We start from the raw sequence: 16,031 nt of genomic DNA, 5'->3' as shown, positions 1-16,031 counted from the left end.
TCGGGGGTTGTAAATTTATGAGTAAACGAGACTATTATGAGGTCCTTGGACTTAGCCAGGGTGCTTCAAAAGATGAAATAAAAAAAGCGTATCGTCGTTTGGCTAAAAAATACCATCCAGACGTAAGTAAAGAAGAAAATGCAATTGAAAAGTTTAAAGAAGTACAAGAAGCATACGAAGTATTAAGCGACGATCAAAAGCGCGCGCAATATGATCAATTTGGTCATGCTGGTGCAAATCAAGGCTTTGGCGGCGGAGGAGACTTCGGCGGTGGCTTCGGTTTCGAAGATATCTTTAGTTCGTTCTTTGGCGGCGGTGGCGGGAGACGTCGTGATCCAAATGCTCCGCGTCAAGGTGCTGACTTACAATATCAAGTTACTTTAGAGTTTGAGGAAGCTATTTTTGGTAAAGAATTAAATGTTGAGATTCCAGTAGAAGATCCATGTGATACTTGTAAAGGTAGCGGAGCGAAACCAGGAACTTCAAAAGAAACATGTAAACATTGTTCAGGATCAGGGCAAGTAAGTGTAGAACAAAATACACCATTTGGTCGTATCGTAAACCGTCAAGCTTGTGGTCATTGTTCAGGAACTGGTCAAATGATTAAAGAAAAATGTACGACATGTCACGGTTCTGGTAAAGTACGTAAACGTAAAAAAATCAACGTTAAGATTCCAGCAGGTATCGATAATGGTCAACAAATTCGTGTATCTGGAAAAGGTGAAGCAGGCGTAAATGGCGGACCGGCAGGAGATTTATATGTTGTTGTTCATGTTAGAAATCATGAATTCTTTGAGCGTGAAGGAGATCACATTATTTGTGAAATGCCATTAACATTTGCGCAAATGGCACTTGGTGCTGAAGTGGAAGTTCCTACTGTTCATGGGAAAGTGAAGCTGAAAATTCCAGCAGGAACACAAACAGGAACAGAATTCCGCTTAAAAGGAAAAGGTGCTCCGAACGTACGTGGATACGGTCAAGGAGATCAATATGTAGTCGTTCGTGTTGTTGTACCGACGAAATTAACTTCACATCAAAAAGAGTTATTACGTGAATTTGCGGGACAAGAAGAGCAGGATGATAGTTTATTTGGAAAGCTTAAACGTGCTTTCAAAGGGGAATAATGGAAATAAAAAATGGAGTTGGTAAATTGTGAAATGGTCAGAAGTTAGTATTCATACAACAGAAGAAGCAGTAGAAGCTGTCTCTCATATTTTACACGAAGCTGGTGCTAGTGGAGTTGCAATTGAGGATCCAGCGGAGTTGACGAAAGAGCGCGAGCAACAATATGGTGAAATTTATGCATTGAACCCAGATGAATATCCGGCGGAAGGTGTATTAATAAAAGCATATTTCCCACAAACGGATTCTTTACAGGAAACGATTGCGGGTGTAAAATCATCTATTGATATGCTTCCATCTTACGACATCGAAATTGGTACTGGAAATATTACCGTTAACGAAGTCAATGAAGAAGATTGGGCTACTGCTTGGAAAAAATATTACCATCCAGTACAAATTTCTGATACATTCACAATTGTGCCGACGTGGGAAGAATATACACCAGCTTCTCCGGAAGAAAAAATTATTGAATTAGATCCAGGTATGGCGTTTGGGACAGGAACCCATCCGACAACAACGATGTGTATTCGTGCTTTAGAAAAAACAGTTCAGCCAGGTGATACTGTCATTGATGTAGGAACAGGTTCTGGTGTACTTAGTATTGCAGCGGCAAAATTAGGTGCGTCTTCTGTTCAAGCCTATGATTTAGATCCAGTTGCAGTAGAAAGTGCAGAAATGAATGTACGTTTAAATAAAACAGATGATATCGTGTCTGTTGGACAAAATAGTCTTTTAGAAGGTATTGAAGGTCCTGTTGATTTAATCGTAGCTAACTTATTGGCAGAAATTATTCTTTTATTCCCTGAGGATGCAGCAAGAGTTGTGAAGTCGGGCGGATTATTTATTACATCGGGCATTATTGCAGCAAAGGAAAAGATAATTTCTGAGGCGCTAGAAAAAGCTGGATTTACAATTGAAGAAGTATTACGAATGGAAGATTGGGTAGCAATTATTGCACGAAATGCGTAATATAGATTTTAGTTTATAATGAAAAGGGGGAGTCTCTCACTATAAGGTGAGGGACTTGCCGTTTGTTATATGAAAAAATGATAACGTTTCGTTCTTTTCGTAAGTGTTGACTTACGAAAGGAACGAAACTCTACTAAGGTGATTATATGCAACGTTATTTTGTAGAAGAGAAATATGTAAATGAGACAAGTATTCGCATTGTAGGTGATGACGTACATCATATCGCAAGAGTGATGCGTATGTCAGCTGGGGATCACATTTATTGCTGTGTAAACGGAAAAACAGCAGTATGTTCAATTGATGAAATTACCAGTGAATTTATTAATACGGCTATTGTAGAATGGGTAGAGGCGTCAAGTGAACTTCCTGTTTTCGTGACGATTGCAAGTGGACTGCCGAAAGGAGACAAGCTAGAGTTAATTTTCCAAAAAGGAACTGAGCTTGGGGCAGCCGCATTTTTACCATTTCAAGCATCTCGCTCTATTGTAAAATGGGATGCGAAAAAAGCTGATAAAAAAGTTGAGCGTTTAAGAAAAATTGTGAAAGAAGCTGCGGAACAATCGCATAGAAGCGAAATTCCAGAAGTGCATGCACCGGCATCATTTAAGCAATTGCTTTCAATGAGTAATGAGTATGATGTATGCCTTGTTGCGTACGAAGAGGAAGCAAAACAAGGTGAGAAATCCAATTTTGCTAAAGCTTTAACGACGATGAAACCAGGCCAAAAACTATTGATTGTATTTGGACCAGAAGGTGGTTTAGCGGAGGAAGAGATTACTACGCTTCGTGAACATAAATTTGTACCATGTAGTTTAGGACCAAGAATTTTAAGAACAGAAACGGCGCCGTTATACGCGTTAAGTGCTGCTTCGTATCATTTTGAATTGATGGGGTGATGATCAATGTCAACTGTTGCGTTCCATACGTTAGGTTGTAAAGTAAACCACTATGAAACAGAGGCCATTTGGCAATTGTTTAAACAAGGTGGATATGAAAGAACTGAATATGAAAAGAAAGCTGATGTATATGTTATTAATACGTGTACAGTAACGAATACGGGAGATAAGAAAAGCCGTCAAGTTATTAGACGTGCTGTTCGTCAAAATCCGGATGCAGTTATTTGTGTAACGGGATGTTATGCACAAACATCTCCAGCGGAAATTATGGCGATTCCAGGTGTAGATATTGTAGTTGGTACACAGGATCGTGAAAAGATGTTAGGATACATCGAAGAATTCCGCAAAGAGCGTCAACCAATTAATGCTGTCCGCAACATTATGAAAACACGTGTATACGAAGAACTGGATGTACCTTATTTCACGGATCGTACACGTGCATCTTTAAAAATACAAGAAGGTTGTAATAATTTCTGTACATTCTGTATTATTCCTTGGGCACGTGGTTTAATGCGTTCTCGTGATGGAAAAGAAGTTATTAAACAAGCGCAGCAATTAGTAGATGCAGGTTATAAAGAAATCGTATTAACAGGTATTCATACAGGTGGGTACGGTGAAGATATTAAAGATTATAACTTAGCTGGATTACTTCGTGATATGGAAGCGGAAGTAGGCGGATTAAAACGTCTTCGTATTTCTTCTATTGAAGCGAGTCAGATTTCAGATGAAGTAATTGAAGTGTTAGATAAGTCTGAAGTAGTTGTACGTCACTTGCACATTCCATTGCAATCTGGATCTAATACTGTATTAAAGCGTATGCGTCGTAAGTATACGATGGAATTTTTCCAAGAGCGTTTAGATCGATTGAAAGAAGCGTTACCAGGTCTTGCGATTACATCGGATGTGATTGTTGGTTTTCCGGGTGAAACAGAAGAAGAATTTATGGAAACATACAATTTCATTAAAGAGAATCGCTTCTCAGAGTTACACGTATTCCCTTACTCAAAGCGTACAGGAACACCTGCAGCGCGTATGGAGGATCAAGTTCCTGAAGATGTGAAGAATGATCGTGTTCATCGTTTAATTGAACTATCTAACCAATTAGCGAAAGAGTATGCGTCACAGTTTGAAGGGGAAGTGCTTGAAATCATTCCGGAAGAGCAATTTAAAGAGGGCGACCGTAAAGGGTTATATGTAGGCTATACGGATAACTACTTAAAAATTGTATTTGAAGGATCAGAAGAATTAATTGGTAAGCTAGTGAAAGTGAAAATTACGAAAGCTGGTTATCCATATAACGAAGCGCAATTTGTTCGTGTTCTTGAAGATGATGTAAAAAAAGAATCAGCAAGCGCATAAAATGAAACTTTAATGAGTGGGGTTTTTGTTCCTCCCCGCTCATTATCAGCCGGACTCCTACCTAAGTTCTTTGCTTTTGCTGAATTTTGAGGTGGGGGTCTTACTGCCCGGTAAATAGCAGGATAAAAAAAGCATGCAAACGGAAACGATTTGCATGCTTTCTTTTTTTTCGTGGAGAAGTTAAGTACTGAAAAGGCAGGTACGTCGAATGAGTAGTTATTTAATATTTTCTTGTATTAAAAAAGATGTAATGATAAAAATATAGTTGTCTTCAGGGGAAAAGGATAATAGCTATCTATATAGCTTTTGAACAGGGAAGGGCATCTATTCTTCTTTTATTCTGCCAAATAGTTGACCTGAAGTGATAAAATGTATTATAATCGTAAAAGACATGCTGAAGAAGGGTTTCTTTTTGCATGCTGAAATTAGTATGTAAGTGTGATGTTTCGGAGGGAGGGAAAGAGAATGTCAAAAACAGTCGTTCGTAAAAACGAGTCTTTGGAGGATGCACTTCGCCGTTTTAAAAGATCGGTTTCTAAAACTGGTACACTTGCTGAAGCAAGAAAGCGCGAGTTTTATGAAAAGCCAAGTGTAAAACGTAAGAAGAAATCTGAAGCGGCAAGAAAGCGTAAATTCTAAGAGAGGGTGTAAGTTATGAGTCTTCTCGGTCGTTTAAACGATGATATGAAACAAGCGATGAAGAATAAACAAAAAGAAAAATTAACCGTTATTCGTATGGTTAAGGCTGCTTTACAAAATGAAGGTATTAAACTGCAACATACTCTTACTGAAGAAGAGGAATTAACAGTTTTAGCTCGTGAAGTAAAACAGTATAAGGACTCCCTCCTTGAATTTAAAAAAGCTGGTCGTGAAGACCTTGTTAATAAACTGCAAAGTGAAATTCAGATTTTAAGCGCATATTTGCCGGAGCAATTAACAGAAGAAGAACTAGCGAATGTAATTAAGCAAGTTATTTCTGAAGTTGGTGCGACTTCTAAAGCAGATATGGGTAAGGTGATGACTGCTGTTATGCCGAAAGTAAAAGGTAAAACAGACGGATCACTTGTGAATAAGCTGGTTATCCAGCTATTAGCATAAAAAAACGTCTCATTTCGTATGAGACGTTTTTTTATGCTTTTTTTCAGTTTGGACGTGATATTACAAGCTCTTTTTTCATACATATGGGATGAGAGGGGGTCTTTTGAGATGAAAAAATTAGAACAAATGAAGAATTGGTTAACAAAGCAAATAGACCTGCCAGTGGATGTGCTAATGGATCTACCTCGGATCACGCTTGTTGGGCAAGTGCATATCTATATAGAAAATCATCGGGGTTTATTAGTGTTTTCAGATAAAGAAGTAAGATTGTTATTAAAGCACGGTCAATTATTAATTAAAGGGCAATCCTTTATTATTAAAACAATCCTTCCAGAAGAACTTTTGCTTGAAGGAATAATTGAGCAAGTGACATTTTTAGAAAACGAAAAAAAAGAGGAGTGAGGGAAACTTCCATATGTGAAGTTTTTCTTCGTTATTTTCGTGATTCGAACTTACTATTCAGTTTATCTCGCTATTTATGGGGGGTAGAACTCTTTATTTCATTTTCGTACGAGCTATTTTGCTAATTAAAGTGAAAAAAGTAGTGTGTATACTTTTGGAAAGGTAGTGGAGATAGTAGATGAAAAATAAATGGTTTATAAAGTGGCTTGGATATGTAAAAGTACGAATTGAAGGTAGAGGAGCGGAACGGTTCGTTAACGAATGTGTACGTAGAAAATTATTAGTTTGGGATGTTAAGAAGATTGCTGATGAAACGTTAGTTTTTTGTATGTTATTACGAGATGTGAAGAAAATAAAACCAATTTATAGAAAAAATGAATGTAAACTATATTTTATTGGGCGTTACGGTTTTCCCTTTTTGAATAAGCGTTTAATTAAAAATAGTGGATTCTTAATTGGTTTTTTAATTTTCTTTTTTGGCATGATTGCATTATCCAATATGGTTTGGAAAATTGAAATTACAGGGGCGAAACCTGAAACAGAATATATATTGATGAAAGAATTGGACAAAATGGGTATTAAAAAAGGGAAATTACAATTCCAAATGCCTAATGTAGAAGATGTACAACGTCATTTGACAGACAATATTAATGCGATTACTTGGGCGGGACTAGAAATAAGAGGAACGACGTATCATTTTAAAATTGTTGAAAAAAACGAGCCGAAAAAAGAAAAGGAACAAAGGCCGCAAAATTTAGTAGCAAAAAAAGAAGCGATTGTGACAAAAACATTTGTTGAAGTAGGAAAACCAGTCGTCTTGAAAAATGACCATGTCGAAAAAGGGCAGCTTCTCGTATCAGGGGTATACGGTAATGAGGAGAGTCCGACGATTGTTTCGGCGAAAGGTATTGTATATGGAGAAACGTGGTACACATCTGAGGTGAATGTACCACTGAAGACGCAATTTCAAGTATATACTGGCAATGCATATAATGAGCATTACCTTACGTTTGGGAGTGCGAAAATAAAAATATGGGGATTTCAACATGATAAGTATAAACGCTCTCGTACTGAAAGTGTAAAACACGATGTGAAACTATTTGGTTTTACACTGCCGATCGCGTATGAAAAAGATATTGTACGAGAAGAGGAAGAAGCGAATCGGGAATATACAGAAAAACAGGCAATGAAAGTAGCAAAAGAGATGGCTGAAAAAGAACTAAAGAAAAAATTGGATGAACATGCTATGATTGTAAGTGATAAGATTTTGAGTAAAGAGGTTGAGGCGGATCAACTAAAAGTCACGTTGCATTATACTGTGATCGAAAATATTGCAGAGCCACAACCAATATCCGAATCCGATATTCAAGGAGACTGAGTAATGGCAGAACAATTAGTAGAAATGAACCAACAATTGGAAAATACTAACGAAGCAATCGCTCTTTTTGGAGTCAATGATGCTCATTTGAAAGTAATTGAACGTGAACTGAATGTATCGATTGTAACTAGAGGTGAAACTGTTCATGCATCTGGAGCAGTTGAAACTGTGACACTCGTAGAAAAAATCTTACAGCAATTACTTGTTGTTATTCGAAAAGGTATATCAATTACAGAAAGAGATGTTGCGTATGCAATTCAGCTCGCACAACAAGGGAAAATTGCTCAATTTGAAGAGTTATATGAAGAAGAAATCTTTAAAACGGCAAAAGGTAAATCCATTCGTGTAAAAACAATGGGGCAAAGAAGATATATTCATGCAATGAAGAAGAATGATATTGTATTTGGAATGGGACCTGCTGGGACTGGGAAAACATACTTAGCTGTAGTAATGGCTGTGAGAGCTTTAAAGCAAGGGTATGTAAAGAAAATTATTTTAACGAGACCGGCTGTAGAAGCTGGAGAGAGTTTAGGTTTTTTACCAGGAGATTTGAAAGAGAAGGTAGATCCGTATTTACGTCCATTGTATGATGCTTTGCACGATATTCTTGGACAAGAATATACGCAACGTATGATGGAGCGAGGGGTAATTGAAATCGCACCTCTTGCTTATATGAGAGGGCGTACGCTCGATGATTCATTTGTTATTTTAGATGAAGCGCAAAATACAACGGGTGCACAAATAAAAATGTTTTTAACTAGATTAGGTTTTAGTTCTAAAATGGTTATTACGGGGGATCCTTCACAAGTAGACTTACCAAAAGGGGTAAAATCAGGGCTTTCGCTAGCTTCTAACATTTTATCTGGTGTGTCAGGTCTTTCATTTATTACATTAGAACAAACGGACGTTGTGAGGCATCCGCTGGTGCAACGTATTATTGAGGCATATGATAAAATGGAATGATCCTATTTGTCAGGATCATTTCTTTTTGTATTAAGGTTGGCGAACGGCATGTTTTTTACTATCATAAAAGATAAGAGAAATAAACTATAGGTACTGGTTTATCAAAATGTTACTTAAAAGTATCGTTGGCTAGAAGAAATGAAAGCTATAAATAGTTTCACTTTATTTCTGGAGAGGAGAAGGTATTGAAATCATGTTAAGATCTGAAGAAATTTCTAAGTGGTTTCGTAACTTACAACATTCGAAAAAACTAAGTTGGATTTCTTACGTTTTATTAGGAGCAGTGTTGTTTTTTGCACTTATGAATAATGTAAAACCAGAGCAATTAGATGTTGATATGTATTCTATTGCAAAAAAAACAATTCATTCTCCTATTAAAATTGAAGATAAGGTTATAACGGACAGAAAAAAACAAGAGGCCGCTCAAAAAGTTGGGGATCAATATACATATAGAAGTGAATATAAACAAAATAGAGTAGATATTGTAAATGATGTTTTTGCTAAGGTAAATGAAGCAATTCAAGAGATGAAAGCTGCTGGACCTGAAGAGCAAAAAAAGATGACCGATGCAAATAAATTAGAAAAGTTGAAGAAGAAGTTGCCATCTAATTTAACAAAGGAATTATCTGATGAGAATTTATTATATTTTATTAATGCAGAACCGGATCAATTAGAATTAGCAAAGAACGCGGCTCTAACGTCTGTTAGTGTTATTATGGGTGGAAATATTAAAATGTCCGAAGAAATAGCAGCAAAAGAGCGATTTGTTAATGAAATGAAAAGCCTCAATGTGAATAGCGGATTGAAGGAAGCTGTGAACGCGCTAGGATCATATGCAATTACAGCAAATTATTTTTATGATCCGGCTGTAACGAAAGAGAAGAAGAAAGCGGAAGAAGATTTAGTTCCACCTGTTTATATTCTTCAAGGACAAGTTATTGTTAGAGAAGGTGAAACAATTTCAAGTGATATGTATAATCAGTTGAAATTAGTCGGTTTATTAGAAAAAGGTAATAGTTTTCAGCCTTATGTTGGATTAGCAGTGCTCATTGGTGTGTTACTGTACTTTATGCATAAGCAGTTTGAAGTATTTTTACAGCGTAAAAGAGAAGATAGACCATATATTTTAGCGTATATTACAATTTTGTCTATTACGATTGTTTTAATGAAAACGATTAGTTTGTTTCAAAAGCTTGAATATGCAGGAATTGCGTATGTTGTCCCGGTTGCGATGGGAACAATACTTGTAAAACTAATGATTGGCGATCGATTTGTATTTTTAACAAGTATGATTTTTTCTGTGTGCGGAAGTATTATGTTTAATGAAGGGGTAACAAGTACACTGAATTATAGTGTAGGTATTTATGTGTTGTTAAGTTCATTATCAGTAAGCATTTTCTTAAGAGAAAAAAATCGTCGTACGATGATTTTGCAAGCTGGTATACTCGTTTCTATCTTAAATGTGGTCGTCTTAGCGGCGTTATTATTATTACGTAATGGGAATTTTTCACCTCTTGAAATTGGAACGCAATTATTGATGGCTTCCGTTTCAGGAATTATCTCATCCGTTTTGGCTATGGGGATATTACCATATTTAGAGAGTGGACTTGGAATTGTATCAAGCATGAAGCTTATGGAACTATCAAGTCCGAATCATCCGCTTTTGCGTAGAATTTTGTTAGAAGCGCCAGGAACGTATCACCACAGTGTAATGGTAGCGAATCTTTCTGAGGCAGCGTGTGAAGCGGTTGGAGCAAATGGTGTATTAGCACGTGTAGGGGCGTATTATCATGATGTAGGAAAAACAGTACAACCGCAATTCTTTATTGAAAACCAGATGGGAATTGAAAATCCACATGATAAATTAGAGCCTGTGACGAGTAAAGATATTATCATTGCTCATGTAACAGATGGAGTCAGAATGCTCGAAGAATACCATATTCCGCAAGAAATTATCGATATTGCTGGACAACACCATGGTACAACATTACTTAAATATTTTTACTATAAGGCAATTAAAGAAGATAAAGAAAAATATACAGAAGAGATGTTTCGCTATCCGGGATCAAAAGCAACTTCTAAAGAGTCGGCAATTGTTGGTATTGCTGATAGTGTTGAGGCGGCGGTACGATCTATGAATCACCCAACGCCAGATCAAATTAATAATTTAGTGCAAAGTATTATTAAAGATCGCCTGCAAGATGGGCAATTTAGTGAATGTGATTTGACGTTTAAGGAACTACAAATCGTTGGAAAAACGTTATGTGAAACGTTAAATGGTATTTTCCATTCGCGTATTACATATCCGGAACCACCGGAAGAGAAGGAGAAAGAATGAGTTTATTAATTGATTTCATTGATGAAACAGAAGAAGTGAAAGAAGAATATGTGAATTTAATTCGTGAGATATTAGAAAAAGCAGCTCAAATGGAAAAAATAGAGGATGGTGCGGAGTTATCAGTGACATTTGTAGATAACGAACGCATTCGCGAGATTAATCGTGATTACCGAGATAAGGATCAGCCTACTGATGTCATTTCCTTTGCTATGGAAGAAATGGGAGAAGGAGAAATGGAAATTGTAGGTGCAGAGATGCCTCGTATGTTAGGTGACCTTATTATTTCTATTCCGAGAGCGAAAGAACAAGCTGAAGAGTATGGACATTCTTTTGATCGTGAACTTGGCTTTTTAGCGTTACATGGCTTTTTACATTTACTTGGTTATGACCACATGACAGAAGAGGATGAAAAAGAAATGTTTGGAAGACAAAAAGAAATTTTAGAGGCATTTGGATTAGGACGATGAAAAAAGGAAAACTTATAAATAGTTTTGGATATGCTATAGCAGGTATATTCTTTTGTTTTCGTCATGAACGAAATATGAAAATTCATTATTTAGCCGCAGTCATTGTTATATGCTGCGGCTTTTATTTCCATATTACGAAAGTAGAGTGGACAGTATTACTTATTGTAATAGGAATTGTAATGAGTTTAGAGATGGTAAATACGGCTGTGGAAAAAACAGTAGATTTAGCGACTACCGATATACATCCGTTTGCGAAAATTGCAAAGGATGTCGCAGCCGGATCGGTTTTATTGTTTGCGATAATAGCTGTTATAATTGGTGCTATTATCTTTTTGCCGTATGTGGTATAGTTGCATTCCAAAGCTTTTATGAAGCTTTGAAAGTGCCGTAAAGGCCTTTAATGAGAGAGTGTATCTATTCACAGCTGTGGACAGGAAGGATGCGGGAATATGAATAGTAAACAATTAATTCAAGAAGCAATCGAAGCGCGTAAACAAGCGTACGTACCATATTCTAAATTTCAAGTAGGTGCAGCATTATTAACACAGGATGGAAAAGTATATCGTGGATGTAATGTTGAGAATGCATCATATGGCTTATGTAACTGTGCAGAAAGAACAGCTTTATTTAAGGCGGTTTCTGAAGGAGATAAAGAGTTTGTAGCTATCGCGATTGTGGCGGATACAAAGCGTCCAGTACCTCCTTGTGGAGCATGTCGACAAGTTATGGTAGAATTATGTAAACAGGATACGAAAGTATACCTATCAAATTTACATGGTGACGTTCAAGGGACGACAGTCGGAGAATTGTTACCAGGAGCATTTTTAGCGGAGGATTTACATGAATAGAAAAGGTTATAAATCAGGTTTTGTCTCTATTATTGGCAGACCGAATGTTGGGAAATCTACATTTTTAAATCGTATTATCGGCCAGAAAATTGCCATTATGAGTGACAAGCCACAAACAACTCGTAATAAAATTCAAGGCGTATATACAGAAAATGATTCACAAGTAATTTTCATTGATACACCAGGAATACATAAACCTAAACATAAATTAGGCGACTTCATGGTGAAGATGGCTCAAACGACATTAAAAGAAGTTGATATTGTTCTGTTTATGGTCAATGCAGTTGAAGGATTTGGTCGTGGTGAGGAATTTATTATTGAGAAATTAAAAGAAACGAAACAACCAGTATTTTTAGTAATTAATAAAATTGACCAACTTCATCCAGAGCAATTGTTAGAGTTAATTGATCAATACCGTAAACTATATGAGTTTGCAGAGATTGTACCAATTTCTGCATTAGACGGCAATAATGTGGATGCTTTAATTGGAACAATTAAAAAGTATTTACCAGAAGGACCGCAATACTACCCAGATAATCAAGTAACGGATCATCCAGAGCGATTTATTATTTCAGAGCTTATTCGTGAAAAAGTATTACATTTAACACGTGAAGAAGTGCCGCACTCTGTAGCGGTTGTTATTGATGCAATTCAAAAACGTGAGGGCGGAGCGGTTTATATAAACGCAACGATTGTTGTTGAACGTGCATCACAAAAAGGAATTATTATAGGTAAGCAAGGAAAGATGTTAAAAGAAGTCGGTAAGCGAGCTCGTTTTGACATTGAAGCACTACTTGGTTCTAAAGTATTTTTAGAAGTATGGGTAAAAGTGCAAAAGGATTGGCGTAATAAAATGTCTCAGCTTCGTGACCTTGGTTTCCGCGAAGACGAGTACTAAAATAGAGTAAAGCTGTAATCAGCGGATGTTTTGTTCATCCGCTGATTATTGGTTTTTATAAGTTTTGATAAATTAGGAAAAATTTTTCTCACATGAAAATGGACAAAATGGGTCAATTTAATAACAACAAAGGAAATTGGTTTATAGGCTACGCTTATTGAGAAAGGTGGATTCTTATGCTAGATTTTACCTGGAAGTTTTTCTCCAAAACAGGAAGCATTGAAACGTACTTGCTTTTGAAAGAAATGGAAAAAGACGTAAACGATGAGATGGATCAACATGAAGAGGAGCTAGCGCATCTAGACTCTCCAATTTCTTGACCCGTTTTGTTCAAACCTTGGATGGTGACGAACATGTTTCAAAAAGTTGAGGGCATCGTTATCCGTACGACAGATTACGGAGAAACGAACAAGATTGTTACAATATTCTCAAGAGAATTGGGTAAGGTAAGTGCAATGGCAAGAGGAGCGAAAAAACCGAAAAGCCGGTTAGCATCTGTTTCGCAACTTATGACCCATGGTAATTTTCTTATTCAAATGGGATCTGGACTTGGAACTTTGCAACAAGGCGAGATTATTTCAACTATGAAAGAAATTCGCGAGGATATATTTTTAACTGCTTATGCATCATTTATTGTTGAGTTAACTGATAAAGCAACAGAAGATAAAAAACATAATCCATATTTATTTGAAATGTTATATCAAACGTTGCATTATATGTGTGAGGGTGTTGATTCAGAAGTATTATCATTAATTTATCAAACGAAAATGCTTCCGGTATTAGGGATGCGCCCGTACTTTGATACATGTGCGATTTGTCATCAAGAAACAGATTTTGTCGCCTTCTCTGTCCGGGAAGGCGGTTTTCTGTGCTCGCGTCATGCTGAGCAAGACCAGTATCGTATACCAGTGGGGGAAGCTGTTCATAAATTATTACGTCTTTTCTACCACTTCGATTTACATAGACTTGGCAATGTATCAGTGAAGGATAGCACAAAAAAACAAATGCGTTTAGTATTGAATACATATTATGATGAATATTGCGGGATTTATTTGAAGTCAAGACGTTTCTTAGAACAACTTGATAAGTTTCAAATATAATTTGGGACCGTATACGGTCCTTTTTACATCCTATCTTTTTCGAATAGCATATTTAGTATATAATATTTAAGAGATAGTATAACTTTTTTCGTTGTGCATTAAAGGTGGTGATTATCATAGAGCTGAATAAACGGCAAGAACATATCATTCAGATTGTAAAAGATCACGGTCCTATTACAGGGGAGTCAATTGCTGCGCAATTAGGACTAACACGTGCAACGCTAAGACCAGACTTAGCAATTTTAACGATGGCTGGTTATTTAGAAGCGCGTCCACGCGTAGGTTATTTTTATACGGGTAAAACCGGGGGGCAGCTATTATCTGAAGCTGTTAAGAAAATTAAAGTACAAGATTATCAATCTAGACCAGCTGTAATTGATAAAAATGTATCAGTATACGATGCGATTTGTACTATGTTTTTAGAGGATGTAGGTACATTGTTCGTTGTAGATCAATCGACGCTATTAGTTGGCGTTGTATCTCGTAAAGATTTATTACGAGCTAGCCTTGGAAAGCAGGATTTAACCTCTCTTCCGGTTAATATTATCATGACAAGGATGCCGAACATTGCGATGTGTCGTAGAGAAGATTCTTTATATGATATTGCGATGGAATTAATAGAAAGACAGATTGATGCAATGCCAGTTGTAAAAGATACGAAACAAGGTTTAGAAGTGATTGGACGAATTACAAAAACAAATATTACACGTGCGTTTGTAAACTTAGTAAATAACGAATAAGTGTAATTTGTTTAAAGTGAGGTAATGTAATGGATAATAAAATCGTATATGTCGTATCTGACTCTGTTGGAGAAACGGCTGATTTGGTTGTTCGAGCAGCGATGGGGCAATTCCCATTTGCTCCTGATATTAGACGTGTACCGTATGTAGAAGATACAGGGACATTAAAAGAAGTGATTTCGATTGCTAAGAGCAATCAAGCGCTTATTTGTTTTACGTTAGTAAAGCCTGACATGCGTCAGTATTTAGTGACAGAGGCTGCGAAAGAAGGCGTAGAGGCATATGATATTATCGGGCCTCTTATCGATCAAATTGAAGAAATTACAGGGCAAGTACCAAGATATGAGCCGGGTGTTGTTCGTAGATTAGATGAAGAATACTTTAAAAAGATTGAAGCGATTGAGTTTGCTGTAAAGTATGATGATGGTAGAGACGCACGTGGTATTTTAAAAGCAGATATCGTGTTGATTGGAATTTCGCGCACATCAAAAACACCACTTTCTCAATATTTAGCTCATAACAAACGTTTGAAAGTTGCCAATGTACCGCTCGTACCAGAAGTAGATCCGCCTGAAGAATTATATCAAGTGGCTAAAGAAAAATGCTTCGGTTTGAAAATTACGCCAGATAAGTTGAATCATATTCGAAAAGAGCGATTGAAATCACTTGGACTAAGTGACGGTGCAACATATGCCAATATTAATCGTATTAAAGAAGAAATTGATCACTTTGAGAATGTAGTTGGTAAAATAAATTGTCAAGTAATTGATGTATCGAATAAAGCGATTGAAGAAACAGCCAACATTATTGTGAATGCAGTGCAAAACCAAAAATTGTTTTAGCACATTTACCAAAGGTGAATGTGCTTTTTTCGCTCGTGAGAAACACAATACCTGTTGATTTCGTAATAGATTATAGCGGAGTGGTTATACTTATATTCTTCTGTCTTTTTATTATGCTAAAGGTAGGGTTTCGTTATCCTGAAATAGAAGATGAAAAAATAAAGGGATATGTAGCGTAGTTGAAGAAAATATATTATAATAAAAAATTGTGATAAAAACCTATATTTTACGTTTAGACTTTAATTTTTCAGAATAAACTAGGGATAGGATTTACGAAAAGACATGTAATTACGTTAAATCGACAAAATCTATACAAGAAAACGCACATTATGGAAGGATTCGCAGAAGGGATGTAGAATACAGAAATATGCAAAACATCAATATCGTATTAGTTGATGCAGATGCATATCCTGTGAATGCTGAAAATTGTGCAAGTTGGAACGAAAGTTCATGTCGAAATTTTGTTTGTCACATCGTATGCTCATCGTTTAAGGAAGTAGCAAGGGAAATTGGATCTATGTAGATGCTGAATAAGCTAAAGTTGATTTTTTATATGTATCAACATGCAAAAGAAACAGATCTCGTGATCACATAGGATATGGTGCTTGCTA

General features: G+C 36.4%; 18 protein-coding genes. All 18 read left to right on the top strand.

Annotation, left to right across the window (positions count from 1 at the left end; translation table 11 throughout):
• The first annotated feature begins 17 nt into the window (after positions 1–17).
• Positions 18–1,124, top strand: coding sequence for a chaperone protein DnaJ (gene dnaJ / locus MKX31_RS19545; protein ID WP_064470265.1), 1,107 nt, complete (start codon positions 18–20; stop codon positions 1,122–1,124).
• Between the two features lie 28 nt (positions 1,125–1,152).
• On the top strand, positions 1,153–2,091 hold the full coding sequence (prmA, locus tag MKX31_RS19540) for a 50S ribosomal protein L11 methyltransferase (protein ID WP_000872122.1): 939 nt from the start codon (positions 1,153–1,155) through the stop codon (positions 2,089–2,091).
• Positions 2,092–2,237: 146 nt separating this feature from the next.
• Positions 2,238–2,987 (top strand): 16S rRNA (uracil(1498)-N(3))-methyltransferase, encoded by a 750-nt coding sequence (locus tag MKX31_RS19535; protein WP_064474770.1) that lies wholly within the window; start codon positions 2,238–2,240, stop codon positions 2,985–2,987.
• 6 nt (positions 2,988–2,993) lie between these two features.
• Entirely contained in the window at positions 2,994–4,346 is a 1,353-nt protein-coding gene (mtaB, locus tag MKX31_RS19530; protein ID WP_000108688.1) for a tRNA (N(6)-L-threonylcarbamoyladenosine(37)-C(2))-methylthiotransferase MtaB, read from the top strand.
• A gap of 465 nt (positions 4,347–4,811) precedes the next feature.
• Positions 4,812–4,985, top strand: a complete 174-nt coding sequence (rpsU, locus tag MKX31_RS19525) for a 30S ribosomal protein S21 (RefSeq protein ID WP_000048061.1) — start codon at positions 4,812–4,814, stop codon at positions 4,983–4,985.
• 15 nt (positions 4,986–5,000) lie between these two features.
• Positions 5,001–5,444, top strand: coding sequence for a GatB/YqeY domain-containing protein (locus MKX31_RS19520; RefSeq protein ID WP_000054579.1), 444 nt, complete (start codon positions 5,001–5,003; stop codon positions 5,442–5,444).
• A gap of 108 nt (positions 5,445–5,552) precedes the next feature.
• Positions 5,553–5,846 carry a sporulation protein YqfC gene (yqfC, locus tag MKX31_RS19515; protein WP_000732264.1) on the top strand — a complete coding sequence of 98 codons (294 nt, stop codon included), beginning with the start codon at positions 5,553–5,555 and terminating at the stop codon, positions 5,844–5,846.
• Positions 5,847–6,024: 178 nt separating this feature from the next.
• Positions 6,025–7,224, top strand: coding sequence for a sporulation protein YqfD (yqfD, locus tag MKX31_RS19510; RefSeq protein ID WP_048541519.1), 1,200 nt, complete (start codon positions 6,025–6,027; stop codon positions 7,222–7,224).
• Positions 7,225–7,227: 3 nt separating this feature from the next.
• On the top strand, positions 7,228–8,187 hold the full coding sequence (locus MKX31_RS19505) for a PhoH family protein (protein ID WP_046957565.1): 960 nt from the start codon (positions 7,228–7,230) through the stop codon (positions 8,185–8,187).
• 193 nt (positions 8,188–8,380) lie between these two features.
• Complete coding sequence (locus MKX31_RS19500) at positions 8,381–10,525, top strand: HD family phosphohydrolase (RefSeq protein ID WP_088048099.1); 2,145 nt, start codon at positions 8,381–8,383, stop codon at positions 10,523–10,525.
• Positions 10,522–10,992, top strand: a complete 471-nt coding sequence (gene ybeY, locus MKX31_RS19495; protein ID WP_000054689.1) for an rRNA maturation RNase YbeY — start codon at positions 10,522–10,524, stop codon at positions 10,990–10,992. The genes MKX31_RS19500 and ybeY overlap by 4 nt, the downstream gene beginning before the upstream one ends.
• The gene (locus MKX31_RS19490) at positions 10,989–11,342 is read left to right on the top strand and encodes a diacylglycerol kinase family protein (protein WP_064474774.1); all 354 of its coding nucleotides are present in this window, start codon (positions 10,989–10,991) and stop codon (positions 11,340–11,342) included. The genes ybeY and MKX31_RS19490 overlap by 4 nt, the downstream gene beginning before the upstream one ends.
• A gap of 99 nt (positions 11,343–11,441) precedes the next feature.
• Positions 11,442–11,840, top strand: coding sequence for a cytidine deaminase (locus MKX31_RS19485; RefSeq protein ID WP_222654811.1), 399 nt, complete (start codon positions 11,442–11,444; stop codon positions 11,838–11,840).
• Positions 11,833–12,738: a GTPase Era gene (gene era / locus MKX31_RS19480; protein WP_001080239.1), complete on the top strand. Its 906-nt coding sequence runs from the start codon at positions 11,833–11,835 to the stop codon at positions 12,736–12,738. Before MKX31_RS19485 ends, era begins: the two co-directional genes overlap by 8 nt.
• Before the next feature lie 176 nt (positions 12,739–12,914).
• Positions 12,915–13,058: a YqzL family protein gene (locus MKX31_RS19475; protein WP_000883924.1), complete on the top strand. Its 144-nt coding sequence runs from the start codon at positions 12,915–12,917 to the stop codon at positions 13,056–13,058.
• Between the two features lie 33 nt (positions 13,059–13,091).
• The gene (gene recO, locus MKX31_RS19470) at positions 13,092–13,838 is read left to right on the top strand and encodes a DNA repair protein RecO (RefSeq protein ID WP_000487012.1); all 747 of its coding nucleotides are present in this window, start codon (positions 13,092–13,094) and stop codon (positions 13,836–13,838) included.
• 107 nt (positions 13,839–13,945) lie between these two features.
• Complete coding sequence (locus MKX31_RS19465; protein ID WP_000583755.1) at positions 13,946–14,578, top strand: helix-turn-helix transcriptional regulator; 633 nt, start codon at positions 13,946–13,948, stop codon at positions 14,576–14,578.
• A 29-nt stretch (positions 14,579–14,607) separates the two neighbouring features.
• Positions 14,608–15,420, top strand: coding sequence for a pyruvate, water dikinase regulatory protein (locus MKX31_RS19460; RefSeq protein WP_000368940.1), 813 nt, complete (start codon positions 14,608–14,610; stop codon positions 15,418–15,420).
• Positions 15,421–16,031 lie beyond the last annotated feature (611 nt).

This window comes from Bacillus sp. FSL M8-0063 (genome assembly GCF_038005545.1).
GTDB lineage: Bacteria > Bacillota > Bacilli > Bacillales > Bacillaceae_G > Bacillus_A > Bacillus_A wiedmannii.
The sequence above is the reverse complement of the archived record's forward strand: the minus strand, read 5'-3'. Positions and strand labels throughout refer to the sequence as shown.